This window comes from Serratia sp. root2 (assembly GCF_031931805.1).
GTDB classification, from domain to species: Bacteria; Pseudomonadota; Gammaproteobacteria; order Enterobacterales; family Enterobacteriaceae; genus Serratia; species Serratia inhibens.
This window is the reverse complement of record NZ_JAUJXB010000001.1, coordinates 2,457,411-2,481,769: the sequence shown is the minus strand read 5'-3', so window position 1 is coordinate 2,481,769 and position 24,359 is coordinate 2,457,411. Positions and strand designations below refer to the sequence as shown.

The following is a 24,359-nucleotide window of genomic DNA, read 5'->3' as shown; positions in this document are numbered from 1 at the left end:
GAAACAGGATGATAGCGTTTTCATCCATATCGCCGGCAGGGGGATCCCTGCCGGCTGAGAACATCAGGGATGCTGATACAGTGGGTAAGTGAATAACAGCAGATGTGTGAGATTAAGCCCGAAATGGAACAGGATCGGCACCCACAGGCGGCCGCTCCACATCCACGCGAGGCCGTAAATCAAACCGGCAAGCGTGGCAAATACCACCATCAGCATGCCGCCGGCCAGGTGCGCGGCGCCAAACACCAGCGCGGCGATAATCAAGGCTGGCCAGGCACCCAGCCACTGGCTAAGGCGCTGTTGCAAATAACCGCGGAACAGCGCTTCTTCTGCCATACAGACAAAGAACAGGTTGGCCATCACAAACGCCAGGATCCAGCCCGGTGCATGCAGTTCAATCTTCAAGCCGCCGAGCGCCACCGCCACCAGCAGTAAGGCAGGCACTGCCACTATCAGCGCGATCCAACCGGTTTTACCGACGCTTTTACCGGTTTCGGCGGCAAACAATGTCGGCACGCAGGCAAACAACAAGAATGGCACCAGCGCTTTGTCGAAATTGTAATACATGGTGAAAGGTGCGCTGAGCGGGCCGGGTTTTTCACCGTCGATCATCAACTGGTTATGGAACCCCGGCACCAGATGCAGGAATAGCGCCACGCAGCTTGCAACCACCAGCACTTCAAGCAGCACTGCCAGATTACGTTGGGCGCGGTAATGGTGTCGCAGGCCGGCCAGCGCAGCAATGACCAACACACAGCCCAGGCTGAGCGGGGTCAGTACCCCATGGTACATCCCCATGCCCGCCGATGCGGCCAGAAACAACCAGGCAATCAGCCGGTTAAATGGCAAAAAGAATAACGAAATCGAAAGTACGCCCCACATAACTCTATCCCTTTAAAATATGCACACAGCGCTCAGTGCCTGTGCGGCGTGTGAGTATGGCGAAGTTGAGCGCTATGACGAATAGTAACATAGAGAGGTTACGGCAAAGGTCCGGACAGTGATCTGAAGTGAGTTTATTCGGCAGCTGTCTGATTTACCCTTTCATCCAGGCTTGCGAACGGGTGATTTCGGCCAGGTTTTGCAAAATATCCAGGCTTTGCTGGTGTATCTCCTCGCTTGGCGCCGCGCACAAATCCTGCAATACGGTGACCTGAAAACCTGCATCGTGCGCCTGTCGCGCGGTGCTTTCAATTGCCAGTGGGGTGCTGACGCCCCCCAGCAACAGGTGATGGCAACGATGCTGCTGCAACCAGGCTAACAAATTGTTACCGGCAAAGGCGGAAACGGCATTCTTTTCGAATTGAAAATCCACCGGCAACACTTGTAAAGCCTTGTCCCATTGGCAACCGGGGCTGCTCAAACGCAGGGCGCCTATTTGCTTAAGTTGATTGAACAGTGGCGAGTGGGGGGGGATATCGTGATAATCGTCGGCAAAACCCACGCGGACCCAAATCACCGGGATTTTGCGCACGCGCGCGTAGGCCGCGGCAGCATTGGTGTTGGCAATCAGGTTATGCGCCACTACCTGTTCACGGCAATGATTCGCGCGCCCCTTGGGGCCAATCAGATCCTCAATCAGATCGATAATAATCAGTGCTGCGGACATAGCCTCTCCAAAAATGAATCCTTCATCCCTTTATGATAAAAGGCCTACTGCGATGTGTTGCGGAGGAAGTGTTGCCGGATATGTCGTCGGGGGCGTGTCAGGCCCCCCTCCACAGGATCATCCGGGATATCAGGCCAATTGATCGTGTTGATAGCGGTAACCGTCACCGTCGGGCAAAAAGCTCAGGCGGTGGGTAATGCATTGTGGCGCGTCTTCCGCATGGTGGGAAACAAACAGCAACTGGGTGGATCCCTGGCCGATCAGCACGTCGACAAAGCGGCGCACCAGTTGGCGATTGAGCGGATCCAGGCCCTGCAGCGGTTCGTCGAGGATCAGCAACGCCGGATGCTTGACCAGCGCACGGGCGATCAACGCCAGCCGCTGCTGACCCCAGGACAAACTGTGAAACGGCGTATCGCCGCGGGAACCGCCCAACCCCAACAGCGCCAGCCATTGGTCGGCCAATTGCCGCTGCCGGTCAGACACGGCCTGATAGATGCCGATGGAGTCGAAAAATCCGGACAGGATCACGTTGCGTACGCTTGAGCTGACGCGGTAGTCCAGATGCAGGCTGCTGCTGACGTAGCCGATGTGGCGTTTGATATCCCAGATGGTTTCTCCGCTGCCGCGGCGGCGGCCGAACAGGGTAAGATCGTTGCTATAACCTTGTGGATGATCGCCGGTGATCAGGCTGAGCAGGGTGGATTTACCGGCACCGTTAGGACCGACGATCTGCCAGTGCTCACCGGAGTTAACCTGCCAGTCGAGATGATTAAGGATGGGGCGATCGTTGTAACTGACTACCCCGTCATGCAGCACGATTAACGGTTGATCCGTCGGCAAGGTGGTTTTCTGGGCCGGATCCTCGGTTTCCGGCAGCGCCAGGCCATCCAGATTCTCGCTGTGCGCCAATTGGGCCACCAGCGCGTCCGCCATCACCTGTTGGCGCGTGCCCTGGCTTGCCAGAGTGCAATCTGCCAGCACTCCCACCTGCCGGATAAAGTCCGGCACCTCGTCAAAACGGTTGAGCACCAGTACCAGGGTATAGCCGTGCCCGGAGAGATCGTTCAGCAGCGCGGCCAATTGGGCGCGGGAATTCACGTCGAGCCCGTCGAAGGGTTCATCCAGGATCAGCAAGTCGGGCTGCGGCATTAACGCCCGGCACAGCAGGGTTTTGCGCGTTTCGCCCGTGGAAAGGTACTTAAAACGGCGCGTCAGCAGCGCAGTGATGCCAAACTGTGCGGCCAGTTGCGCGCAGCGTTCCGGGTCTTTCACTTCTTCTTGAATGATTTCCGCCGCGGTGCGGCCGGTGTCTTCTTCGCCGGGACTGAGCAGATCGGTATTGTTGCGTTGCCATTCGTCGCTGACCAGTTTTTGCAACTGTTCGAAGGAGATGCGCACCTGGCGGCTGAAATCGCTGCGGCGCTCGCCGCTCAGCAGCACCAGCTCATCGGCCAGCGCACGCGCCAGGGCGGATTTTCCGCTGCCGTTGGCGCCGACAAAGGCCCAACTGTCGCCAGACTGAATCTCCAGCGCATCCAGCGTCAGGGTTCGGGTGTCGTTTAAGCGAAATGAACCTTGCGAAATGTGCAACGATGACATTACCTATTCCTTATTGTGCAATTATTTGATTTAGAAATAGGCGTATTGGCGTGTGAAGTCAATCGGCAAAAACGCAACGTTACGTTGCGTTTAACACAACGTGGCGACAATCACCCGGTCGGCGTTAAACAGGGCGTGCACCGCGCTGCCGGGCTGCAGTTTAAGCTGTTGCAGCTCCTGATTGGCTATTGTGGCGCACAGGGTTTCACCGCCCGCCAGCGTCACCAGCACTTCGCTGTGATCGGCACCTGGCTGGATGCTGGCCACCACGCCCGCCAGCGCATTGTCCGCCGCCCCGGCGAGGGCCGGATCGCTATTCAGTTTCACCCACGGCGCTTTAATCAGCGCCAACACTTCCTTGCCGGGAACGAGTTGCAGCCGGTCGGCGCTCTGCTGGGTAAGAGCCGCGCTGAGACGGGTTTTTCCATCGCTCAGTAAAATATCCAGATGCTGCTGCACCTGCCGATGGTCGCGCTCGATGACGGTGCCGAAGAACTGGTTACGCGCGCTGGTTTGCAGCGAAAAGCGGGAAATCGCCGCCAGCAGGCTGTCGAGCGGCAGGTTGTCTTGCTGCAACACGTCGAAGGCTTTTTGCTGGATTTGGCCCAGCAGATCGTAAAGCTGGATCAGCCGTTCACCGTAGTGGGTGACCTGAGCGCCGCCGCCGCCCTTGCCGCCGGTGGCGCGTTCCACCACCGTTTGCTCCGCCAGTTGGTTCATTTCGTTAATGGCGTCCCAGGCGCTTTTATAACTGATGCCTGCCAGTTTGGCGCCCTGGCTGATAGAGCCGGTATGCCGGACCTGCTTGAGCAGCGCGATGCGGCGTGGATCGGCGAACAGTTTTTGCTGGAGTTTTAGGGTAAGGAGGATTTCGGCCTGCATAACGTGTCCTGTCGGCTGCAAAAGCCTTATTGTCGCCGATTTGCCGGCAAAGCGCCAAAATGGCACGTTTGGCCGGTTACAAATTTCACCTGATGTTTAAAATAACTCCGTTTTAGTGGCTATTTTGGTTTAAAATGGCGCTACGTAGCGGTGTTCATTACCGCTCAATGGGCAGTTAAGTGAGGCTACCATGTTAGAATTATTGAAAAGTTTGCTGTTCGCTGTGGTAATGGTGCCGGTGGTCATGGCGATCATTCTCGGCCTGATCTACGGTTTGGCGGAAGTGTTCAACATTTTCTCCAAAGTCGGCCGTTCGAAAGAAAACCGCACTCAGCACTGATCGTCACCCATCCCCATCTCAATGCCCGCCGGCGCCGTTCGGCGGGTGTTTCTCAAGATATGTCTTCCCCTGCCGATAAACCGCATGACAAGCTTCTGCGTGACGTTATATTATTTTTTATATAACGAAGGGCGATATTGCACATTAACTTGCGGAGAACACCATGAAACAGCAATGGACCAAATGGGTCGGCGGTATTGTATTGGCATCCGGTATGGTCATGCAGGCCTCGGCGGCAGAGAAAATTACCGTTTTTGCCGCGGCATCGCTGACTAACGCGCTGCAGGATATCGCGACCCAGTATCAGAAAGGCAAGGATGTGCAGGTGGTTTCTTCATTCGCCTCGTCTTCTACGCTGGCACGCCAGATTGAGCAGGGCGCGCCGGCCGATCTGTTTATCTCCGCCGATCAGCAGTGGATGGACTACGCCATCGACAAACAGCAGATGGTCAAAGAGACGCGGTATACGCTGTTGGGCAACGAACTGGTGCTGATCGCCGCCAAAGACGGTAAGCAGGGTAAAATCACGCTTAACAAACAGACCGACTGGGCGAGGCTGTTGAACGGCGGCCGCCTGGCGGTAGGCGATCCGGACCACGTACCGGCGGGGATCTACGCCAAAGAAGCGTTGCAGAACCTCGGTGTTTGGGCCGTACTGGAGCCTAAACTGGCGCGGGCCAACAACGTACGCAGCGCAATGGCGCTGGTGGAACGCGGCGAGGCGCCGTTGGGCATTGTGTATGGCTCAGATGCGGTGGCCAGTGATAAAGTCAGCGTCGTGGGCGTCTTCCCGGAAGACAGCCACAAACCGGTTGAATACCCGATGGCGGTGGTTAAAGACCATCAAACTCCGGCCGTCAGCGCTTTTTACAACTATCTGAAAAGCCCGCAAGCGGCGGCTATTTTTCAACATTATGGATTTTCCCCGCGTAAATGATTCTGAGTGAGTACGAGTGGCAGGCCGTCGAACTGAGTCTGAAAGTGTCCGCCGTGGCGGTGGCTTGCAGCTTGCCTGTCGGCATTCTGATGGCCTGGATCCTGGTGCGTTGCCGTTTCCCCGGCAAGTCGCTGTTGGACAGTATTATCCACCTGCCGCTGGTGCTGCCGCCGGTGGTGGTTGGCTATATATTGCTGATCGCCATGGGACGGCGCGGTGTGATTGGCGAATGGCTGCATGACTGGTTCGGTTTCAGTTTCAGCTTTAGTTGGCGCGGTGCGGCGTTGGCTTCTGCCGTGGTGGCGTTTCCGCTGATGGTCCGCGCCATCCGACTGGCGCTGGAGGCGGTGGATACCCGCCTCGAACAGGCTGCCCGTACGCTGGGTGCCAACCCGTGGCGGGTGTTTTTCACCATTACGCTGCCGCTGTCGCTGCCTGGGGTCATCGTCGGCGTGGTGCTGGGTTTTGCCCGCTCGCTGGGGGAGTTCGGCGCCACCATTACCTTTGTGTCCAATATTCCCGGCGAAACGCGCACCATTCCGCTGGCGATGTATACCCTGATTGAAACGCCGGGGGCGGAAGCTGCCGCCGCGCGCCTGTGCGTGATTGCCATAGTGTTGTCGCTGGTTTCGCTGATGGTTTCCGAGTGGCTGGCCCGCTGGGGCCGCAAACGGATGGGTATCTAAATGCTGGAGCTGGATTTTTCCCAACGCCTTGGCGAACTCAACCTCAACGTGCGCGCGGATCTGTCCGCCCAAGGCATTACCGCCATTTTTGGCCTGTCCGGCGCCGGTAAAACCTCACTAATCAACGCCATCGGCGGCCTGACGCGCATACAGCAAGGGCGCATAGCGCTCAATGGTCGCACGCTGGTGGATACTGCCAGCGGTCTGTGCCTGCCGCCGGAAAAACGCCGCATCGGCTACGTATTTCAGGATGCGCGCCTGTTCCCGCATTACCGGGTGCGCGGCAACCTGCAATACGGCATGGCGGCCGGTATGCGCTCGCAATTCGACGGCATCGTCGAGCTGTTGGGCATCGGCCCCTTGCTCAACCGCCTGCCGTTGACCCTGTCCGGCGGTGAAAAACAACGGGTGGCGATTGGTCGCGCCTTGCTGACCGCCCCGGAACTGCTGTTGATGGACGAACCGCTGGCGTCGCTGGATCTGCCGCGCAAACGCGAACTGCTGCCGTATCTGGAGCGGTTGGCGCAAGACGTCAATATCCCGATCCTCTACGTCAGCCACAGCATGGACGAAATCCTGCGCCTGGCGGAACAGGTGATGGTGCTGGATAACGGTCAGGTGCGGGCATTCGGCGGGCTGGAAGAGGTTTGGGCCAGCAGCGCGCTGCGCCCTTGGTTGCAGCGGGAAGATCAAAGCAGCGTGTTGCGCGTCAGCGTGATCGAACATCACTCGCGCTATGCCATGACCGCGCTGGCGCTGGGCGATCAACGTCTGTGGGTCAGCGGCGTCGATGCTCCACTGGGGGCACAGCTGCGTATCCGCATCAACGCCGCCGACGTTTCGTTGATCTTGCAGCCGCCGGTTAACAGCAGCATTCGCAACGTTTTGCCGGCCAGGGTGACCGAGTGTCTGGAGGTTGACGGGCAGGTGGAGGTGAAGCTGGCGGTAGGGGAAAGCGTGCTGTGGGCGCGCATTACGCCGTGGGCGCGTGACGAGCTGGCTATCCGGCCGGGGCAGTGGTTGTATGCGCAGGTGAAAAGCGTGTCGATCAGTCGCGAGGCGCGTTGAATAAGGCCCTCCCGCAGGGGAGGGCGAGGGTATTATTGGCCCAGCACCCGCGTGCGGATCACGTCGGCGATGCCTGGTTGCAGGTGATCGGCGATCACCAAATCGGCGCGCTGTTTGATTGCGTCATCGGCGTTGCCCATGGCTACGCCCAAACCGGCCGCTTCCAGCATGCTGAGATCGTTGTAGTTATCCCCGAAGGCCACCACCTGATCCATGCTCAGCCCCTGAGACTCGACCCACTGTTGCAGACGTTTGCCCTTGCTGTTGCCGCCTTTGGCGATATCTACCTGATCGTGCCACGACCATTCGCACGCCAGCCCCAGCTCTTTCTCCACCGTTTCGGCGAAGCTGCGCAGCGCGGGAATATCGTTGTGCGACGTTGCGAACTTCCAGATCGACTGCACCTCGTCCACCGCCTGAACCAGGCTGTTGACGTGAAGCAGCGTCGGGCGTTGCGCCGGGGGCAGGGTTTCCGCCCAGGCCAGCGAACGGGTGATGTGGCCGCTGGTGTCCTGATACAGCATGGCGTCGTCCACATACATCAGGCCGTGAATGCCGCTTTGTTTCAGCATTTGCAGCACCAGCCTGGCCTGTTCTTTTGGCAGCGGATCGGCAGATAACACCTTTTTTTGCTGAAAATCATACAGATAGGTGCCGTTGCAGCAGATCGCCGGTGTGTCTATTTCCAGCGCCTGATAGAACGGGTGGATCGCCACGTGATGGCGACCGGTGGCCACCACCACTTTGATACCGGCGGCGCGTGCTTCAGCCAGGGCCGCCAGCGACTGCGGCAAAATGCGTTTTTGGTTGTCCAGCAGGGTGCCGTCCAGATCGAGGGCAATGACGCGGTAGCTCATAGGGATCTCATTATCGTTAGCAAGAAAACTAACCCGATGGTACACCGGATAAGCGAGGGATAAAACTGCACAGATTTCATCTGCAACACGGGGTTGTTATGTCACCGATGTGAGGTAAGCTAGGGGGAAACCGAAAAAACCTGAAACCGGTTTCTCTTTTACTCTCTTCAAGGAGAACACATGAAGCAAATCGTTTATGTCGCCAGCCCGGAAAGCCAGCAAATCCACGTGTGGCAGTTAAATGACACCGGCGCACTGGATCTGCTGCAGACCGTCGACGTACCGGGCCAGGTACAACCGATGACGATCCACCCGGATAAAACTCACCTGTATGTTGGCGTGCGTCCGGCCTTCGGTATCGTCAGCTACCGCATTGAGGCGGACGGCAAACTGCAACAGGCCGGCATGGCGCCGCTGCCGGGCAGCCCGACCCATATTTCCACCGATTTGCAGGGCCGCTATCTGTTCTCCGCTTCCTACAGCGGCAACTGTGCCAGCGTCAGCCCGATCGGCCATGACGGCGTGGTTGTGGCACCCCTACAGCAGATCGAGGGTTTAACCGCGCCGCACTCGGCCAATATCGACCCGACCAATCAGTTGCTGTTGGTGCCTTGCCTGAAAGAAGATCGTATTCGCCTGTTCAACCTGAGTCAGGAAGGCAAACTGACGCCGCACGCGCAGGACGCGGTGGCTACCGCAACCGGTGCCGGCCCGCGTCATATGGCGTTCCACCACAATGACAACTATGCCTACTGCGTGAACGAGCTGGACGGTACGGTGGACGTGTTCGTCATCACTGAAAACGGCAGCAAATACACCCTGACGCAGACGGTGAATATCATGCCGGACGATTTCGACGGCACCCGCTGGGCGGCGGATATCCACATCACGCCGAATGGCCGCTTCCTGTACACCAGTGACCGCACTGCCAGCATCCTGACGATTTTCAGAGTGTCCGAAGACGGCAGCACCCTGTCGCCGGTCGGCCATCATCCGACCGAAGAGCAGCCTCGCGGTTTCAACATCGACCACAGCGGCCGCTTCGTGATTGCAGCAGGTCAGAAATCCGACCATATCGGCGTTTATGAAATCGATCAGACCAACGGCAAACTGACCACGCTGGCGCGTTATCCGGTGGGCAAGGGCCCGATGTGGGTGAGCGTGTTAGCCAAGTAATTAATACCCGTCGCCTTTCAAGCTGCAGCGTTGTTACCTGCACTCGATTATTCGGCCCATCCGTGGGCCGAACCCCTTCAGGGCCGCTGCAAGCAGCGTTCAAATCTGCTCCCGGCACCAGTCACTTACTTGAGTAAGCTCCGGGGATGAGCGAGCTTGGCGCCTAGCTGCAACTTGAAATTCATAGGGTATGAATTATTGGAAAGCGGGTGCCGTTTTTTTGCGCAAAAGTCAGCTGTACTTCACCGTCAGCGTGGCGCTGCCAAGGCTGTGGAAGTGCACGTTAAAGCCGACCAGCGCACCGCTGGAACCTTCATCTACCTCAATACTCTCCACGTCCAATGCATGAATCGTGAAGTGATAGCGATGGCTTTCACCCTGCGGTGGTGCTGCGCCGCCGTAGCCGGCTGAACCAAAATCGGTGCGGGTCTGGATAGCGCCGGCCGGCAGGCCGCCTTTGCCGGAGCCTGCGCCCTGCGGCAGTTCGTGCGTTTCTGCCGGGATATTGGCCACCACCCAGTGCCACCAGCCGGAGCCGGTTGGGGCATCGGGATCGTACACCGACATCACGAAGCTCTTGGTGCCTTCAGGCACGCCATCCCAGGCCAGATGCGGCGACAGGTTCTCGCCCTGATAGCCCATGCCGTTAAATACCTGGCGCTCCGGCATTTTCGCGCCGTCTTGCAGATCGTTGCTGTACAAACGAAAGCTCATGATGACTCCATGGGTCGGTAAAAGCTGAATGCCTAAGCTAGACCTTTTTGGCGCGATAACACAAGCGTCATTGTATCTCGCCAGCGGCCTCACCTATGAGTTATCCTCGTTAACGCAGAAGCTACATATGCGACATCAATAATTCACAGATCGATAAAAGCAATCATGATTTCATTCAAAAAACGCACGCCGTGGTTTGGTTGGCTGCGTCGTTGGGCCAAGGGTATCAAGCGCGACATCTATGCGCTGTGGCTGGCGGCTCGCGATCGGCGCACGCCCTGGTACGCCAAATTGATCGCCCTGCTGGTGGCGGGTTATGCGGTGTCGCCTATCGATTTGATCCCGGATTTTATCCCGGTGCTGGGCTATCTGGATGATGTGATCATCGTGCCTTTGGGCATCATGCTGGCGGTGCGTCTGATCCCCCAGCCGCTGATGGCGGAATTGCGGGAAAAGGCGCAACGGCGTATCGATAATCCCACCGGCCGCATGGCGGCGGTGATGATCATTTTATTGTGGGTGCTGTGTCTGGTGTTGCTGGCCCGCTATCTGGACCAGCACTGGTAAGCGCCTAGTTCGCCGCTGCCGCTACTGCGGCCGTCAATCGGCTGAGCTGATCGGGCTGAATGATGTAAGGCGGCATCAGATAAATCAGCTTGCCGAATGGCCGGATCCACACCCCGCGCTCGACAAACCCGCGCTGCAACTGCGCCACGTCCACCGGCTCGCGCATTTCCACCACGCCAATCGCCCCCAGCACTCGCACATCCGCCACTTTTGGCAGCGACAGGAGCGGCAATAGCTGCTGTTTTAGCTGCGTTTCGATGGCGGCGACCTGCTGCTGCCAATGGTTTTCCGCCAGCAACGACAGGCTGGCTTCGGCCACCGCGCAGGCCAGCGGGTTGCCCATAAAGGTCGGCCCGTGCATAAAGCAGCCCGCCGCGCCATTGCTGATGGTTTCCGCAACGTGGCGGGTGGTCAGAGTGGCCGACAGCGTCATATAACCGCCGGTCAGCGCCTTGCCCAGGCAGAGAATATCCGGTACCACCTCCGCATGTTCACAGGCGAACAGCTTGCCGGTCCGGCCAAAACCGGTGGCGATTTCATCGGCAATCAGCAGCACCTGGTGCTGGTCGCAAAGTTCGCGCACCCGCTTGAGATAGGTTGGGTGATAGATGCGCATCCCTCCCGCGCCTTGCACCACAGGTTCCAGGATCACCGCAGCGAGCTCCCCGGCGTGCTGTTCCAGCAGCGCGGCGAACGGCGCAATGTCGCTTTCATTCCAGGGTTCGTCAAAACGGCACTGCGGTGCGGTGGCGAACAGGTGCGGCGCGAGATACCCCTGATACAGGCTGTGCATCGAGTTGTCAGGATCGCACACCGACATCGCGCCGAAGGTATCGCCGTGATAGCCGTGACGCAGCGTCAGAATACGTTGCCGCCGCTCTCCGCGCGCCTGCCAGTATTGCAGCGCCATCTTCAGCGCCACTTCGACGGCCACCGAGCCGGAGTCCGCCAGAAACACGCATTGCAACGCCTCCGGCGTCATCTCCACCAGCCTGCGGCACAGCGCGATAGCGGCGGGATGGGTAATGCCGCCGAACATCACGTGCGACATTTTTTCCAGTTGCCGGGTGGCGGCCAGATTCAACTGAGGGTGGTTATAGCCGTGGATCGCGGCCCACCAGGATGACATGCCGTCTACCAGGCGCCTGCCGTCGGCCAATTGCAGCTCGACGCCGCTGGCGGCTTCTACCGGGTAACAGGGCAACGGATGGCTCATGGACGTGTAAGGGTGCCAGATGTGGCGCTGGTCGAATTCAAGGTCGGAGGCGCTGATAGACATACTTGTAAACCAAATCATGTTCGTAATGGTTGACAGTATATCCACAATATCTACACTGACGACACTTTTTTCATTTTTGGAGACGCCGTGATGGCCGATCGCATTCACTGGACAGTGGGTCTCGCCCAGACCTTGTTTGATAAACCGTTACTTGAGCTGTTGTTTGAAGCCCAGACCGTTCACCGCCGGCATTTTGACCCGCGCCAGGTGCAGGTGAGCACGCTGTTATCAATCAAAACCGGTGCCTGTCCGGAAGATTGCAAATACTGTCCGCAGAGTTCTCGCTACAAAACCGGTCTTGAGTCGGAGCGGTTGATGCAGGTGGAACAGGTGCTGGAATCGGCGCGCAAGGCCAAAGCGAATGGCTCGACCCGCTTCTGCATGGGGGCGGCATGGAAGAATCCGCACGAGCGCGATATGCCTTATTTGCAACAGATGGTGCAAGGGGTGAAGGCGATGGGCATGGAAACCTGCATGACGCTGGGCACGCTTGACCACACCCAGGCAGAACGGCTGGCGGACGCCGGGCTGGATTATTACAACCACAACCTGGACACCTCGCCGGAGTTTTACGGCAACATCATCACCACCCGCAGCTATCAGGAACGTCTGGACACGCTGGACAAGGTGCGCGGGGCGGGCATTAAAGTCTGCTCCGGCGGCATCGTCGGGCTGGGCGAGACGGTGCGTGACCGCGCCGGGCTGCTGGTACAGTTGGCTAACCTGCCGACGCCGCCGGAGAGCGTGCCGATCAACATGCTGGTGAAGGTAAAAGGCACGCCGCTGGCGGATAACGATGATGTCGATCCGTTCGATTTCATCCGCACCATCGCGGTGGCGCGCATCATGATGCCGGCCTCTTACGTCCGCCTTTCCGCCGGTCGCGAACAAATGAACGAGCAGACTCAGGCAATGTGCTTTATGGCCGGCGCCAACTCCATCTTCTACGGCTGCAAACTGCTGACCACGCCAAACCCGGAAGAAGACAAAGACCTGCAACTGTTCCGCAAGCTGGGCCTCAACCCGCAGCAGACTGAAACCGAGCATGGCGACAACCAGCAGCAACAGGTACTGGCGGAGCAACTGCTGCATGCCGATACCGCTGAGTTTTACAACGCGGCGCTGTAATGAGCTGGCAACAACGTATTGAACAGGCGCTGGAGGAGAGGCAGCAGAATGCCGCTTACCGTCGTCGCCAGGTGAACCAGGGCGGCAATGGCCGCCATATTCAGCTCAACGGCGAGCGCTACCTGAACTTTTCCGGCAACGACTATCTGGGTTTGAGCCAGGATCCGCAGGTGATCGCCGCCTGGCAGCAGGGCGCCCGGCAGTATGGCGTCGGCAGCGGCGGCTCCGGGCACGTCACCGGGTTCTGTGCGGCGCATCAGGCGCTGGAACAGCAACTGGCGGAGTGGCTCGGCTACCCGCGCGCGCTGCTGTTTATCTCCGGCTATGCCGCCAATCAGGCATTGCTGGCGGCGCTGATGCAGGCGGACGATCGCATTTTGGCGGACCGGCTCAGCCACGCGTCGCTGCTGGAGGCGGCCGCCCATTCACCGGCCCAGCTGCGTCGCTTTCGCCACAATCAGCCGCAGGCGCTGGCCGGCTTGCTGGCAAAATCCTGCGGTGGCCAGATGCTGGCGGTGACCGAAGGGGTGTTCAGCATGGACGGCGACAGCGCGCCGCTGGCGGAGCTGCATCGCCTGACCCAAGCGGCGGGGGCCTGGCTGATGGTCGATGACGCGCACGGCATCGGCGTTCACGGCGAACAGGGGCGCGGCAGTTGCTGGCAGCAGGGCGTGCGGCCCGAACTGCTGGTGGTCACCTTTGGCAAAGCCTTTGGCGTCAGCGGCGCGGCGGTGCTGTGCGACGAGGCCACGGCGGAATATCTGCTGCAGTTTGCCCGCCATTTGATTTACAGCACCGCCATGCCGCCGGCGCAGGCTTGCGCCTTGCAGACGGCGTTGCAGCGCATCCAGCAGGGGGACGAATTGCGCGCCCGGCTGCAGGACAATATTCAGCGCTTCCGCCAAGGTGCGGCCCAGTTACCGTTAGCCCTGACGGCGTCGGTGACCGCCATTCAGCCGCTGCTGGTGGGCGACAACCAGCGTGCGCTCGATCTGGCGCAGCAGCTGCGTGGCCAGGGATTGTGGGTGAGCGCCATTCGGCCGCCAACGGTGCCGCCGGGCGGCGCGCGCCTGCGCATTACCCTGACGGCGGCGCATCAGCCGCAGGATATCGATCGCCTGCTGGAGGTATTGCATGACGTCAGCCTTTGAGCCGGTCAACAAACAGGCGGTAGCCTCGGCCTTCAGCCGTGCGGCAGGCAGTTATGATTCGGCGGCGGTACTGCAACGTGACGTCGGTGAGCGCTTGCTGGGGATGGGGGCGGAGCATCGGGGCGAACAGTTGCTCGACGCAGGCTGCGGCACCGGGCACTTCAGCCGCCGCTGGCGCGAATTGGGGAAGCAGGTTACCGCGCTCGATCTGGCGCCGGGCATGCTGGCATTCGCCCGCCAGCAGCAGGCTGCGGACCATTATTTGCTGGGGGATATCGAAAATGTGCCGCTGCCTGCGGCCGCGGTGGATATCTGTTTCAGCAGCCTGGTGGTGCAATGGTGCAGCGATTTACCGCGCGCTTTGGCGGAGCTGTACCGCGTCACCCGGCCGGGTGGGGTGATTCTGTTTTCTACGCTGGCGGAAGGCTCGCTGGCGGAATTGGGCGACGCCTGGCAGCAGGTCGACGGCGAGCGTCACGTGAACGACTTTCTGCCGCTGGCGCAGATCGACGCGGCCTGCGCCGGCTATCGCTACCGTCTGGAGACGGAGCGGCAAACTCTGCATTATCCTGATGTGATGGCGCTGATGCGATCGCTCAAGGGGATTGGCGCCACCCATTTGCATCAGGGGCGCGAAGCCGGTTTGCTGTCCCGTCGGCGGCTTGCCGCCTTGCAGGCTACCTATCCGCGGCGTGGGGGGCAATTCCCGCTCAGTTATCATCTGGTTTATGGAGTGATTTATCGTGATTAAGCGTTGGTTCGTCACCGGCACCGATACCGAAGTGGGTAAAACCGTGGCCAGCAGCGCCTTGTTGCAGGCGGCCAATTCGGCGGGTTATCGCACGGCCGGTTACAAACCGGTCGCTTCCGGCAGCGACATGACGGCCGAGGGGCTGCGCAACGGCGACGCGATGGCATTGCAGGCCAACAGCGGCGTGGCGCTGAGCTACGAGGAAGTGAATCCTTATGTGTTTGCCGAACCGACTTCGCCGCACATTGTCAGTGCCGACGAGGGGCGGCCAATCGAGCTGGCCCAGCTTTCCGCCGGTCTGCGTCACCTGGAACAAAGGGCCGACTGGTTGTTAATCGAGGGTGCCGGCGGTTGGTTTACGCCGCTTTCCGAGCAGCATACCTTCGCCGACTGGGTACAGCGGGAGCAACTGCCGGTGATCCTGGTGGTGGGCATCAAACTGGGTTGCATTAACCATGCCGTGCTGACCGCGCAGGCGATCCAGCAGGCGGGGTTGCAGCTTGTCGGGTGGATTGCCAACGACGTCACCGCACCGGGCCGCCGTCATCAGGAATATTTGGCTACGCTGCGCCGTATGCTGCCTGCGCCATTGCTGGGGGAGATCCCGCATCTGCCGCAACCTGAGCGGCAGGCGCTGGGGGCATATCTGGATTTGAGTCTGCTGTAAATGGGGCGGGGGAAATGACATTCCCCCACCTCCACTTTCTACACTGCCAGATAGGCATTGATCAACTCCTCGTCCAACTGCTCCAGCGTGCCGTTCGCCACACTGCGGCCCTGATCCATCAGGCAAAAACGATCCGCCACGCGGCGTACGAACGGCAACTTGTGTTCCACCAGCAGGATCGTCATGCCCAGCTCGCGGTTCAGCTTGCGGATCGCATTGCCGATATCGGCGGCGATCGAAGGTTGTACTCCGCTGGTCGGCTCGTCGAGGATCAGCAGTTCCGGCTCCAGCACCAGAGCACGACCAATCGCCAGTTGCTGCTGCTCGCCATCGCACAAATCACCGGCCCGGCGGCTGCGCATTTCCCGCAGGTTGGGGAACAGGCTGTAAATGAGCGGCGGAATGCGCCGGGTTTTGTCCCGGCCGGCCATCAGCGCCACCTGCAGGTTCTCTTCCACGCTGAGCTGAGAGAAGATTTGCCGCCCTTGCGGCACGTAACTTATGCCCAGCGCGGCCCGGTTTTCCATCGGCTGTTGCAGCAGGTTTTGCGGCGGTTCGTCCGCCAACTGCCAGGTCATACTGCCGCTGACTACCGGCAAATGCCCCATAATACAGTTGACCAACGTCGTTTTGCCCACGCCGTTACGACCGATAAGCACCGTGCACTGGCCGCGCGGCAACTCCAGGTTAATGTCCCACAGGGTATGATTTTGCCCGTAGAACTGGTTCACTGACCTTAAACTCAACATCCGGCACTCTCCTCAAAGACCCGTATTCCACTCGTGGATGTGCGCCCTTATGGGCGCAGGCGTAACGCGTTCCTGTTAAAGACCGCACCGATTTCACCGGGCGGTATCTGCGCAGGAACGGCAATCAAACGTCTGCTTCCCTGCGTTATCCACTCCTTACTGCTTGAGCCGCCTTGGCGGTTTCTTTCCCGAGTGTCTTAATGTCCAGAACAAAATGCTGCATGCCTACCTTTAACGAGGTAGTTCAGGTTCAGGAAAAACAAAGTAATTACAGGTAAAAATGACCGTTAATGGCAGTTTATCAGTGCTCTCTCGCCTTTATCGCGGCATTGCCAGTTATTTAACCCCATGCCGGCGCAGAGCGAAGAGCAGGTATTCGTGCCATATCGGCACGGATATTCCACCCGGTCGCACTTTTGCCGTTAAACGATATTGCAACTCTCAGGCCAACTTTTTCAATCCGGAAAAAAAGAGGAATGTTATTGCTATGTTAACCATTTGGCAGGCGTGGGCTGGCTCGGCGGCCGGGATGAAAATGAGGCGGAAAGTTAACGCGGACGATTTTTGCACTGTTGCAGTGCCGTGAGGAAAAGTGATGGTGCAAACTATTTTACCGGTTGCGGCAAGATGCAGCACATGAGTGCAATAATGGGATAAATGTGTTTTTGGCAATGGGGCTGTTTAGCATTAATCGGCATAAACAAAGCGATATTTTTGTGAAAAAATAACTAAAAAAGCCGTTTCGGAGAGTCGAAACGCCAAAAAGCGTTCTTTCTGCAACTCCCGTCACGGGCGGGGCGGTGGGAGTTATCCACTATTCCTGTGGATAACCTTGTGCATTAGATTTAGAAAAGCGGTTTAAAGCGAGAGCGGGCGCGGGTTCTGTTCCCGTTGGCCGCATTCTCATCTTTTTATTAATTGTGTTTTATATCAATAAATTAACTAAAATCAATACGCCTTTGTATTGACGCAGTGGCTATGTATGATTTTTCACCGCAGTGCTATCAATAAGTTAATTTTTGACGGATTTTGGGGATAAATCAGTTATTGACAATAAAAATGTCACGCGGCTGTAACCCTGCCGGTGCATCCACGCCCCGCTGACGTGCGCGTCGGCGCCGGGGTCAATAGCGGGATGCGTTCTCTTGAGCAACGAATCGCTTGAAGCTGGTTTTATATCCAGTATCATAGGCACTGGCGAAAATCGCCGGGGCTTTCCATAATTAGGGGCCATTCGTCGAGCATCCGCTCCATGGCCGCCTGAGCGCGCGCATCTCCACAGGGTAGCCGAGTCAATGAGTAAAATTTTCAAACTGCATTCCGATTTCAAACCGGCCGGCGATCAGCCGGAAGCCATCCGCAAGCTGGAAGAGGGCCTGGAAGACGGCCTGGCGCATCAAACGCTGCTGGGCGTTACCGGTTCGGGCAAGACATTTACCGTCGCCAACGTCATCGCCGATCTAAACCGGCCGACCATGGTGCTGGCGCCAAACAAGACGCTGGCGGCGCAGCTGTATGGCGAGATGAAAGAGTTCTTCCCCGAGAATGCGGTCGAGTATTTTGTCTCGTACTACGACTACTACCAGCCGGAAGCCTATGTCCCCAGCTCCGACACCTTTATCGAAAAAGACTCCGCGGTGAACGAGCACATCGAACAAATGCGCCTTTCAGCCACCAAAGCGCTGCTGGAACGCCGCGACGTGGTGGTGGTGGCGTCCGTGTCGGCAATCTACGGCCTGGGCGATCCGGAGCTGTATCTGAAGATGATGCTGCACCTGACCAAGGGCATGATCATCGATCAACGTTCGATCCTGCGGCGTTTGACGGAGCTGCAATATTCCCGCAACGATCAGGCTTTCCAGCGCGCCACCTTCCGCGTGCGCGGCGAGGTGATCGACATCTTTCCGGCAGAGTCGGACGAGCTGGCGCTGCGCATCGAGCTGTTCGATGAAGAAGTCGAACGGCTTTCGCTGTTCGATCCGCTGACCGGCCAGATCGAGCAGGTGGTACAGCGCTTCACCATTTACCCGAAGTCGCACTACGTGACGCCGCGCGAGCGGATCCTGCAGGCGATGGAAGAGATCAAGGTGGATCTGGCCGAGCGGCGCAAGGTGCTGCTGGCCAACAACAAGCTGTTGGAAGAACAGCGTCTGACGCAGCGCACCCAGTTCGATCTGGAGATGATGAACGAACTGGGCTACTGCTCCGGCATTGAAAACTATTCGCGCTATTTGTCCGGCCGCCGCGAGGGTGAGCCGCCACCGACGCTATTTGACTATTTACCGGCGGATGGCCTGCTGGTGGTCGATGAATCGCACGTGACCATTCCGCAAATCGGCGGTATGTACAAAGGTGACCGTTCGCGCAAGGAAACGCTGGTGGAATACGGCTTCCGCCTGCCGTCGGCGCTGGATAACCGCCCGATGCGTTTTGAAGAGTTCGAAGCGCTGGCACCGCAGACTATCTACGTGTCCGCCACGCCGGGCAAATATGAGCTGGAGAAATCCGGCGACGATATTATTGATCAGGTAGTACGGCCTACCGGGCTGCTGGATCCGATAGTGGAAGTACGGCCGGTCACCACTCAGGTGGACGATCTGCTCTCCGAGATCCGCAAACGGGTGGCGGTCAAGGAACGCGTGTTGGTCACTACCCTGACCAAGCGCATGGCGGAAGATCTGACCGAATACCTGGAAGAGCACGGCGAGCGCGTGCGCTATCTGCACTCGGACATCGATACCGTGGAACGCGTCGAAATCATTCGTGACCTGCGTCTGGGCGAGTTTGACGTGCTGGTGGGCATCAACCTGTTGCGCGAAGGGTTGGACATGCCTGAGGTGTCGCTGGTGGCGATTCTGGACGCTGACAAGGAAGGTTTCCTGCGTTCCGAACGCTCCCTGATCCAAACCATCGGCCGTGCGGCGCGTAATCTCAACGGCAAGGCGATCCTCTACGGCGACAGAATCACCGACTCGATGGCCAAGGCGATTGGCGAGACCGAACGCCGCCGCGCCAAGCAGCAGGCGTTCAACGAAGAAAACGGCATCGTGCCTAAAGGCCTGAACAAGAAGGTGTCCGATATCCTGCAACTGGGCCAACCGGGCAACCGCAGCAAGGGCCGAGGGAAGGGCAAGGCCGCAGAAAGCGCCGACCAGTATCAACACCTGACGCCAAAAGCGCTGGATCAGAAAATCCGCGAGCTGGAAGCGCAGATGTATACTCACGCGCAGAACCTGGAGTTCGAGCTGGCCGCCGGTTTGCGTGACGAAATCCATCAGCTGCGCGAGCAGTTTATCGCCATCTCGTGAGTCGTTAGGACACCGGATGTTGTTCAGGTTCATACCCAATGGATTTCAAGCTGCAGCCAACAACGTTGCAGTTTGAAAGACGAAGGGGATAAATTTCTTGTCGCCTGTGCCAAAGCTGATTATGGTGTGCGGCCAATTGACTAACGCGAGCCAAAGACCATGACCGAACGCCCGTCCAAAGACCCGTTGCACGGCGTCACTCTGGAACAACTTTTAACTAAGCTGGTGGAGAGCTATGGCTGGTCAGGGCTGGCCGAACGCATTCGCATCAACTGTTTCAGCAGCGATCCCAGCATCAAGTCCAGCCTGAAGTTTTTGCGCCGCACGCCGTGGGCGCGCAAGCAGGTGGAAGATCTCTATATCGATATGGTCAACAGTGCCGCCAGCGACAACCCGTGGCTGCGCGGGCGCGATTAAATCAGGCTCGAGTACCCAATTCTATCAGCGCCTGATCCAGCGCCTGGCGTAGCAGTTGACGATCGTGACGGTAAGGAATATCGGCGGCTTCCAGCGGTTGCTGAATCACCACCCGATCCAGCACCGCCCCGGTATCCACCGCCGGGCCGACAATCAGTGCATCAATCATCTTGCGGCCAATCCGCTCTTCCATCAGCTCCAGCTTGTCTTTCAGCGACAATGCCGCCGCCGCGACACTCAGTTCGCGCCCCAAATTCCCGATGTAGATCATATTGGCGCTGCTGCGACGCAGAGCCTGGGTGAGATCGTCGAGCAATAACAGCGGCATCAGGCTGGTGAGAAAACTGCCCGGCCCAATCAGGATCACGTCGGCCTGCGCGATGGCATCCAGCGCTTCACGCGTGGCGTGGACGTGCGGCGACAGCATCAGTTCCTGCGGCATATGGGTAAGCTGGTCGATGTTCACCTCACCGTAAACCTGGTGGCCTTCGTGGTCGTGCGCCATCAGATCTACCGGCTGCTCGGACATCGGGATCAGCGCCGCGTCCACTTTCAGCAGGCTGCGTACCAGATTGATCGCTTCCAGCGGGCGCACGCTGAGGTGATCCAGCGCTTTCAACATCAGGTTGCCGAGATTATGCCCCGACAGCTCGCCGTTGCCGCTGAAGCGGTATTCGAACATCGCGGAGGCGACGCTCGGTTCGGTGATCAGTTGATTGAGACAGTTGCGGGTATCGCCCCACGCAATGCCGCCTTCCGAGCGGCGGATGCGACCGGTAGAACCGCCATTATCGGTGGTGGTAACAATGCCGGTTAAACGGGAGCCTAAAGACGACAGGGAAGACATCACGCGGCCAAGACCGTGGCCGCCACCTAATGCCACCACCCGATCGAGATCGGCCAGGGTACGATTACGCATAAATTTCCTTACAAAGGGGCTGAAACTACCCGCATAAAATAGCGGATCTGGCGTAAAAACGCGACATACCCGTCATACTTGAAGTTGCCTCTGTGTTGGCTGCAAGCGCTTACCCCAGTCACTTACTTGAGTAAGCTCCTGGGGGTTCCCGCTCTTGCCGTCGGGAGGCAACGCCAATTATTTAGGGCAAAAGAGTGTCATTTGCGTGATTCTGGTCAATTCGCCTGCGCAAGGGACGTTTATCATGGTTAACCAGGCTCGCAGCCACGTAAAATCGCTGTATACACAGTTATATAGCGAAATTGCGAGTTGGCTATCGCGTTTATTTAGCGCTAGTATTCTGGTGAAAACCACGGTTTCGTTCCGGCTATTCAAGCAGCGGGAACTGAGACCAAAACTCCTAGCCTCTGGGCCTACGTTGTTCCTGCGAACAATATGGCGCTTGGGCCGTGGCGAAGTCAGCCACCAGGGTGCAGAGTGGAAACGCTCGCATCTCCCGACTTTGGAAAGGTGTTATGGTGCCGCAACTCATTGATGCTTATGAGCGTAAGTTCTATTACTTGCGCCTCTCGATCACCGACGTGTGCAACTTTCGTTGCACCTACTGCTTGCCTGACGGTTACCAACCTGGCGGCAGCCCGAAAACCTTCCTGTCGCTGGATGAGATCCGGCGCGTCAGCCGCGCATTTGCCGAACTGGGCACTGAAAAGGTCCGCCTTACCGGTGGTGAACCTTCGCTGCGCCGCGATTTTGCCGAGATCATTGCCGCCGTGCGCGAAAACCCGGCCATCCGAACGCTGGCGGTCACCACCAACGGTTACCGCCTGGCGCGCGACGTTGCCCAGTGGCGCGACGCCGGTCTGACGGCGATTAACGTCAGCGTCGACAGCCTGGATGCCCGCCAGTTTCACGCCATTACCGGCCAGGACAAGTTCCGCCAGGTGATGGACGGCATCGATGCCGCATTTGCCGCCGGGTTCAGCAAGGTCAAGGTCAATGCGGTGCTGATGCGTGACGTCAATCATCAGCAACTGGGCGCCTTTCTGCACTGGATCAAGGACCGCCCGATCCAACTGCGTTTTATCGAACTGATGGAAACCGGCGAGGGCGGTGAGCTGTTTCGCCGGCATCACGTGTCCGGCGAAGTGATTCGTTTGCAGCTGGAGCAGCAGGGCTGGCAACGGCAACCGCGCGGCCGCAGCGATGGTCCGGCGCAGGTGTTCAGCCACCCCGATTATCAGGGGGAAGTGGGGTTGATCATGCCGTATGAAAAAGATTTCTGCGCCAGCTGCAACCGGCTGCGGGTCTCCGCCATCGGCAACCTGCACCTGTGCCTGTTCGGCGAGCAAGGCATCACGCTGCGCGATCTGTTGGCGGATGACGCTCAGCTCGAAGAATTGAAGCAACGTATTCAGGGCGGGCTGATGAGCAAAAAGCAGACCCATTTCCTGCATCAGAACAACAGCGGCATTACCCAGAACCTGTCGTTTATCGGCGGATAACCCCCGGCATATTTCAAGCCGCAGCGTTGTGGGCTGCATGCGGTGCCCCGACGTTATCTTGAGGATAACGGCAGGTAATTTATCGGGTATCCAACGAAGAGGAGCATCGTTAACAATGAGCCATGCCAGCAGTGAATTCATTCCGGCGCACATCGCCATTTTGACCGTCTCGGACAGCCGGGGCGAAGCGGAAGATACCTCAGGCCAATACCTGCAGGAAGCGGCGCAGGAGGCGGGCCATCGGGTGGTGGATCGCGCCATCGTCAAAGACGATAAATACCTGATCCGCGCGCGGGTTTCCGCATGGATTGCCGATGAAGGCGTACAGGCCGTGTTGATCACCGGCGGCACCGGTTTTACCGCCCGCGACAACACCCCGGAAGCGCTGCTGCCGCTGTTTGACCGTGAGGTCGAAGGGTTTGGCGAGCTGTTCCGCATGGTGTCCTACGAAGAAATCGGCACCGCCACTATCCAGTCGCGCGCGCTGGCCGGTATCGCCAACCGGACGGTAATTTTTGCCATGCCGGGTTCGACCCGCGCCTGCCGCACTGCCTGGGAACGCATTATTGAAGAGCAGTTGGACGCGCGCCACCGCCCGTGCAACTTCCAGCCACATCTGAAGAAATAAGAGCCATGACGCAGTTAACCCATATTAACGCCGCGGGCGAAGCCCATATGGTCGACGTTTCCGCCAAGGCGGAGACGGTGCGCGAAGCTCGCGCCGAGGCCTTTGTCGAAATGCTGCCCGCCACGCTGGCGATGATTATCGACGGCAGCCACCACAAGGGCGACGTTTTCGCCACGGCGCGCATCGCCGGCATTCAGGCGGCGAAACGCACCTGGGAGCTGATCCCGCTGTGCCACCCGTTGATGCTGAGCAAGGTTGAAGTGCAACTGGAGGCGCAACCGGAACACAGCCGGGTGCGCATTGAAACCTGCTGCCGGTTGACCGGCAAGACCGGCGTCGAAATGGAGGCGCTGACCGCTGCCTCGGTCGCCGCGTTGACCATTTACGACATGTGCAAAGCGGTGCAGAAAGACATGGTGATCGGCCCGGTGCGGCTGCTGGCGAAAAGTGGCGGCAAATCCGGTGATTTTAAGGTGGACCTATGATTAACATTCTGTTTTTTGCGCAAGTGCGCGAACTGGTGGGCACCGGCGACTTGTCGATGCCGGCGGACTATCCCACGGTAGAGGCGCTGCGCAAGGCGCTGTGCGAACGCGGCGCACGCTGGGCGTTGGCGCTGGAATCCGGCAAATTGCTGACGGCGGTCAATCAGTCGCTGGTAGCGGCAGAGCACCCGCTGCGCGCCGGCGATGAAGTCGCTTTCTTTCCGCCGGTAACCGGAGGTTAACAGTGGAAAACACCCGTATCCGCGTCGGCGCAGCGCCCTTCAGCGTCGGCGATGAGTATCAGTGGCTGGCGCAGTGCGATGACGACGGCGCCGTCGTGACCTTCACCGGCAAGGTGCGCAACCATAATCTGGGCGATGACGTCAGCGCGTTGACGCTGGAACACTACCCCGGCATGACCGAAAAAGCGCTGGCGGAGATCGTGGAGGAAGCGCGCAGCCGCTGGCCGTTGCAGCGTGCGACGGTGATCCACCGCGTGGGCGAGCTGTTTCCCGGCGAGGAGATTGTGTTCGTCGGCGTGACCAGCGCGCACCGCAGCATGGCGTTTGCCGCCACCGAATTCATCATGGACTACCTGAAAACCCGTGCGCCGTTCTGGAAGCGCGAGGCGACCGGGCAGGGCGACCGCTGGGTCGACGCGCGCGACAGCGATCGTCAGGCGGCGGAACGCTGGCATAATGCGAGTAAATAACGCTTCAACAGCGGAAACAAATCAACACCTTTGCAACTTTCAGCTTAGGCTTTCTGTGGTACGCTTATAGCAGGCCGAATCCCTTGGATACCCTATGAATTTCAAGTTACAGCTAGGCACCCAGCTCGTTCATCCCCAGGCGCTTACTTTAGTAAGTCACTGGGGTGAGCGAGTGCAGGTAACAACGCTGTAGCTTGAAAGGCGACGGGTACATGGGGTTCGAAA

The 24,359-nt window shown here is 58.7% G+C and carries 26 protein-coding genes and 1 riboswitch; of the genes, 17 read left to right on the top strand and 9 right to left on the bottom strand.

Going from position 1 to position 24,359, the window contains the following annotated elements:
• Nucleotides 1-63: 63 nt before the first annotated feature.
• From QZQ97_RS11470 to modE, 4 genes are all read right to left on the bottom strand, one after another.
• Nucleotides 64-882, bottom strand: a complete 819-nt coding sequence (locus QZQ97_RS11470; protein ID WP_311993544.1) for a CPBP family intramembrane glutamic endopeptidase — start codon at nt 880-882, stop codon at nt 64-66.
• 154 nt (nt 883-1,036) lie between these two features.
• Nucleotides 1,037-1,609, bottom strand: coding sequence for a cysteine hydrolase family protein (locus tag QZQ97_RS11465; protein ID WP_311993543.1), 573 nt, complete (start codon nt 1,607-1,609; stop codon nt 1,037-1,039).
• A gap of 129 nt (nt 1,610-1,738) precedes the next feature.
• Nucleotides 1,739-3,211, bottom strand: coding sequence for a molybdate ABC transporter ATP-binding protein ModF (modF, locus tag QZQ97_RS11460; RefSeq protein ID WP_311993542.1), 1,473 nt, complete (start codon nt 3,209-3,211; stop codon nt 1,739-1,741).
• Nucleotides 3,212-3,301: 90 nt separating this feature from the next.
• Nucleotides 3,302-4,093, bottom strand: a complete 792-nt coding sequence (gene modE, locus QZQ97_RS11455) for a molybdenum-dependent transcriptional regulator (RefSeq protein WP_311993541.1) — start codon at nt 4,091-4,093, stop codon at nt 3,302-3,304.
• A gap of 190 nt (nt 4,094-4,283) precedes the next feature.
• Here modE and QZQ97_RS11450 point away from each other — a divergent pair, with 190 nt between their 5' ends.
• From QZQ97_RS11450 to modC, 4 genes are all read left to right on the top strand, one after another.
• Nucleotides 4,284-4,433, top strand: a complete 150-nt coding sequence (locus QZQ97_RS11450; RefSeq protein ID WP_004941845.1) for an AcrZ family multidrug efflux pump-associated protein — start codon at nt 4,284-4,286, stop codon at nt 4,431-4,433.
• Nucleotides 4,434-4,596: 163 nt separating this feature from the next.
• The gene (gene modA / locus QZQ97_RS11445) at nt 4,597-5,370 is read left to right on the top strand and encodes a molybdate ABC transporter substrate-binding protein (protein WP_311993540.1); all 774 of its coding nucleotides are present in this window, start codon (nt 4,597-4,599) and stop codon (nt 5,368-5,370) included.
• Nucleotides 5,367-6,056: a molybdate ABC transporter permease subunit gene (gene modB / locus QZQ97_RS11440; RefSeq protein ID WP_311993539.1), complete on the top strand. Its 690-nt coding sequence runs from the start codon at nt 5,367-5,369 to the stop codon at nt 6,054-6,056. The genes modA and modB overlap by 4 nt, the downstream gene beginning before the upstream one ends.
• On the top strand, nt 6,057-7,124 hold the full coding sequence (gene modC / locus QZQ97_RS11435; protein WP_311993538.1) for a molybdenum ABC transporter ATP-binding protein ModC: 1,068 nt from the start codon (nt 6,057-6,059) through the stop codon (nt 7,122-7,124).
• Between the two features lie 32 nt (nt 7,125-7,156).
• On the opposite strand, the gene QZQ97_RS11430 is transcribed toward modC, so the two are convergent.
• Nucleotides 7,157-7,981, bottom strand: a complete 825-nt coding sequence (locus QZQ97_RS11430) for a pyridoxal phosphatase (RefSeq protein ID WP_311993537.1) — start codon at nt 7,979-7,981, stop codon at nt 7,157-7,159.
• 180 nt (nt 7,982-8,161) lie between these two features.
• On the opposite strand from QZQ97_RS11430, the gene pgl reads away from it, so the two are divergent.
• Entirely contained in the window at nt 8,162-9,157 is a 996-nt protein-coding gene (gene pgl / locus QZQ97_RS11425) for a 6-phosphogluconolactonase (RefSeq protein WP_311993536.1), read from the top strand.
• 231 nt (nt 9,158-9,388) lie between these two features.
• On the opposite strand, the gene QZQ97_RS11420 is transcribed toward pgl, so the two are convergent.
• Nucleotides 9,389-9,871: a kinase inhibitor gene (locus tag QZQ97_RS11420; RefSeq protein ID WP_311993535.1), complete on the bottom strand. Its 483-nt coding sequence runs from the start codon at nt 9,869-9,871 to the stop codon at nt 9,389-9,391.
• A 165-nt stretch (nt 9,872-10,036) separates the two neighbouring features.
• Here QZQ97_RS11420 and QZQ97_RS11415 point away from each other — a divergent pair, with 165 nt between their 5' ends.
• Nucleotides 10,037-10,438: a YkvA family protein gene (locus QZQ97_RS11415; protein WP_004941868.1), complete on the top strand. Its 402-nt coding sequence runs from the start codon at nt 10,037-10,039 to the stop codon at nt 10,436-10,438.
• A gap of 4 nt (nt 10,439-10,442) precedes the next feature.
• Here QZQ97_RS11415 and bioA read toward each other — a convergent pair whose 3' ends face one another.
• Nucleotides 10,443-11,717 carry an adenosylmethionine--8-amino-7-oxononanoate transaminase gene (gene bioA, locus QZQ97_RS11410; RefSeq protein WP_311993534.1) on the bottom strand — a complete coding sequence of 425 codons (1,275 nt, stop codon included), beginning with the start codon at nt 11,715-11,717 and terminating at the stop codon, nt 10,443-10,445.
• A 90-nt stretch (nt 11,718-11,807) separates the two neighbouring features.
• On the opposite strand from bioA, the gene bioB reads away from it, so the two are divergent.
• Genes bioB through bioD form a run of 4 tightly spaced genes read left to right on the top strand, consistent with a single transcriptional unit; the run spans nt 11,808 to nt 15,414 of the window.
• Nucleotides 11,808-12,845 carry a biotin synthase BioB gene (gene bioB, locus QZQ97_RS11405; RefSeq protein ID WP_062869967.1) on the top strand — a complete coding sequence of 346 codons (1,038 nt, stop codon included), beginning with the start codon at nt 11,808-11,810 and terminating at the stop codon, nt 12,843-12,845.
• A complete protein-coding gene (gene bioF, locus QZQ97_RS11400; RefSeq protein WP_311993533.1) occupies nt 12,845-13,996 on the top strand; it encodes an 8-amino-7-oxononanoate synthase in 1,152 nt (383 codons plus the stop codon). Before bioB ends, bioF begins: the two co-directional genes overlap by 1 nt.
• Complete coding sequence (gene bioC, locus QZQ97_RS11395) at nt 13,980-14,747, top strand: malonyl-ACP O-methyltransferase BioC (RefSeq protein ID WP_311993532.1); 768 nt, start codon at nt 13,980-13,982, stop codon at nt 14,745-14,747. The genes bioF and bioC overlap by 17 nt, the downstream gene beginning before the upstream one ends.
• Nucleotides 14,740-15,414, top strand: a complete 675-nt coding sequence (bioD, locus tag QZQ97_RS11390; RefSeq protein WP_311993531.1) for a dethiobiotin synthase — start codon at nt 14,740-14,742, stop codon at nt 15,412-15,414. Before bioC ends, bioD begins: the two co-directional genes overlap by 8 nt.
• A 38-nt stretch (nt 15,415-15,452) precedes the next feature.
• Here the strand turns inward: bioD and QZQ97_RS11385 are convergent, their stop codons facing one another.
• Nucleotides 15,453-16,163 carry an ATP-binding cassette domain-containing protein gene (locus QZQ97_RS11385; protein ID WP_119803970.1) on the bottom strand — a complete coding sequence of 237 codons (711 nt, stop codon included), beginning with the start codon at nt 16,161-16,163 and terminating at the stop codon, nt 15,453-15,455.
• A gap of 1,295 nt (nt 16,164-17,458) precedes the next feature.
• Between QZQ97_RS11385 and uvrB the strand changes: the two genes are divergently transcribed.
• Both uvrB and QZQ97_RS11375 read left to right on the top strand, forming a co-directional pair.
• Nucleotides 17,459-19,471 (top strand): excinuclease ABC subunit UvrB, encoded by a 2,013-nt coding sequence (gene uvrB / locus QZQ97_RS11380; protein ID WP_311993530.1) that lies wholly within the window; start codon nt 17,459-17,461, stop codon nt 19,469-19,471.
• A 159-nt stretch (nt 19,472-19,630) separates the two neighbouring features.
• Complete coding sequence (locus QZQ97_RS11375; protein WP_126527654.1) at nt 19,631-19,888, top strand: VF530 family DNA-binding protein; 258 nt, start codon at nt 19,631-19,633, stop codon at nt 19,886-19,888.
• Between the two features lies 1 nt (nt 19,889).
• On the opposite strand, the gene yvcK is transcribed toward QZQ97_RS11375, so the two are convergent.
• The gene (gene yvcK / locus QZQ97_RS11370) at nt 19,890-20,807 is read right to left on the bottom strand and encodes a uridine diphosphate-N-acetylglucosamine-binding protein YvcK (RefSeq protein ID WP_311993529.1); all 918 of its coding nucleotides are present in this window, start codon (nt 20,805-20,807) and stop codon (nt 19,890-19,892) included.
• A 385-nt stretch (nt 20,808-21,192) separates the two neighbouring features.
• Nucleotides 21,193-21,336, top strand: a riboswitch (molybdenum cofactor riboswitch).
• On the opposite strand from yvcK, the gene moaA reads away from it, so the two are divergent.
• From moaA to moaE, 5 genes are all read left to right on the top strand, one after another.
• The gene (gene moaA / locus QZQ97_RS11365; protein ID WP_311993528.1) at nt 21,323-22,309 is read left to right on the top strand and encodes a GTP 3',8-cyclase MoaA; all 987 of its coding nucleotides are present in this window, start codon (nt 21,323-21,325) and stop codon (nt 22,307-22,309) included. It overlaps the preceding riboswitch by 14 nt.
• Nucleotides 22,310-22,424: 115 nt before the next feature.
• Nucleotides 22,425-22,937: a molybdenum cofactor biosynthesis protein B gene (gene moaB, locus QZQ97_RS11360; protein WP_311993527.1), complete on the top strand. Its 513-nt coding sequence runs from the start codon at nt 22,425-22,427 to the stop codon at nt 22,935-22,937.
• Between the two features lie 5 nt (nt 22,938-22,942).
• Entirely contained in the window at nt 22,943-23,422 is a 480-nt protein-coding gene (gene moaC, locus QZQ97_RS11355) for a cyclic pyranopterin monophosphate synthase MoaC (protein ID WP_013811962.1), read from the top strand.
• Nucleotides 23,419-23,664: a molybdopterin synthase sulfur carrier subunit gene (gene moaD / locus QZQ97_RS11350; RefSeq protein WP_311993526.1), complete on the top strand. Its 246-nt coding sequence runs from the start codon at nt 23,419-23,421 to the stop codon at nt 23,662-23,664. Before moaC ends, moaD begins: the two co-directional genes overlap by 4 nt.
• 2 nt (nt 23,665-23,666) lie before the next feature.
• Complete coding sequence (gene moaE / locus QZQ97_RS11345) at nt 23,667-24,134, top strand: molybdopterin synthase catalytic subunit MoaE (protein ID WP_311993525.1); 468 nt, start codon at nt 23,667-23,669, stop codon at nt 24,132-24,134.
• Nucleotides 24,135-24,359 lie beyond the last annotated feature (225 nt).

Bases quoted from the DNA above. Each gene is read 5' to 3' on its own strand.
- QZQ97_RS11470 (WP_311993544.1), bottom strand. From the start codon at position 882: ATGTGGGGCGTACTTTCGATTTCGTTATTCTTTTTGCCATTTAACCGG.
- QZQ97_RS11465 (WP_311993543.1), bottom strand. From the start codon at position 1,609: ATGTCCGCAGCACTGATTATTATCGATCTGATTGAGGATCTGATTGGC.
- modF (WP_311993542.1), bottom strand. From the start codon at position 3,211: ATGTCATCGTTGCACATTTCGCAAGGTTCATTTCGCTTAAACGACACC.
- modE (WP_311993541.1), bottom strand. From the start codon at position 4,093: ATGCAGGCCGAAATCCTCCTTACCCTAAAACTCCAGCAAAAACTGTTC.
- QZQ97_RS11450 (WP_004941845.1), top strand. From the start codon at position 4,284: ATGTTAGAATTATTGAAAAGTTTGCTGTTCGCTGTGGTAATGGTGCCG.
- modA (WP_311993540.1), top strand. From the start codon at position 4,597: ATGAAACAGCAATGGACCAAATGGGTCGGCGGTATTGTATTGGCATCC.
- modB (WP_311993539.1), top strand. From the start codon at position 5,367: ATGATTCTGAGTGAGTACGAGTGGCAGGCCGTCGAACTGAGTCTGAAA.
- modC (WP_311993538.1), top strand. From the start codon at position 6,057: ATGCTGGAGCTGGATTTTTCCCAACGCCTTGGCGAACTCAACCTCAAC.
- QZQ97_RS11430 (WP_311993537.1), bottom strand. From the start codon at position 7,981: ATGAGCTACCGCGTCATTGCCCTCGATCTGGACGGCACCCTGCTGGAC.
- pgl (WP_311993536.1), top strand. From the start codon at position 8,162: ATGAAGCAAATCGTTTATGTCGCCAGCCCGGAAAGCCAGCAAATCCAC.
- QZQ97_RS11420 (WP_311993535.1), bottom strand. From the start codon at position 9,871: ATGAGCTTTCGTTTGTACAGCAACGATCTGCAAGACGGCGCGAAAATG.
- QZQ97_RS11415 (WP_004941868.1), top strand. From the start codon at position 10,037: ATGATTTCATTCAAAAAACGCACGCCGTGGTTTGGTTGGCTGCGTCGT.
- bioA (WP_311993534.1), bottom strand. From the start codon at position 11,717: ATGTCTATCAGCGCCTCCGACCTTGAATTCGACCAGCGCCACATCTGG.
- bioB (WP_062869967.1), top strand. From the start codon at position 11,808: ATGGCCGATCGCATTCACTGGACAGTGGGTCTCGCCCAGACCTTGTTT.
- bioF (WP_311993533.1), top strand. From the start codon at position 12,845: ATGAGCTGGCAACAACGTATTGAACAGGCGCTGGAGGAGAGGCAGCAG.
- bioC (WP_311993532.1), top strand. From the start codon at position 13,980: ATGACGTCAGCCTTTGAGCCGGTCAACAAACAGGCGGTAGCCTCGGCC.
- QZQ97_RS11385 (WP_119803970.1), bottom strand. From the start codon at position 16,163: ATGTTGAGTTTAAGGTCAGTGAACCAGTTCTACGGGCAAAATCATACC.
- uvrB (WP_311993530.1), top strand. From the start codon at position 17,459: ATGAGTAAAATTTTCAAACTGCATTCCGATTTCAAACCGGCCGGCGAT.
- QZQ97_RS11375 (WP_126527654.1), top strand. From the start codon at position 19,631: ATGACCGAACGCCCGTCCAAAGACCCGTTGCACGGCGTCACTCTGGAA.
- yvcK (WP_311993529.1), bottom strand. From the start codon at position 20,807: ATGCGTAATCGTACCCTGGCCGATCTCGATCGGGTGGTGGCATTAGGT.
- moaA (WP_311993528.1), top strand. From the start codon at position 21,323: ATGGTGCCGCAACTCATTGATGCTTATGAGCGTAAGTTCTATTACTTG.
- moaB (WP_311993527.1), top strand. From the start codon at position 22,425: ATGAGCCATGCCAGCAGTGAATTCATTCCGGCGCACATCGCCATTTTG.
- moaC (WP_013811962.1), top strand. From the start codon at position 22,943: ATGACGCAGTTAACCCATATTAACGCCGCGGGCGAAGCCCATATGGTC.
- moaD (WP_311993526.1), top strand. From the start codon at position 23,419: ATGATTAACATTCTGTTTTTTGCGCAAGTGCGCGAACTGGTGGGCACC.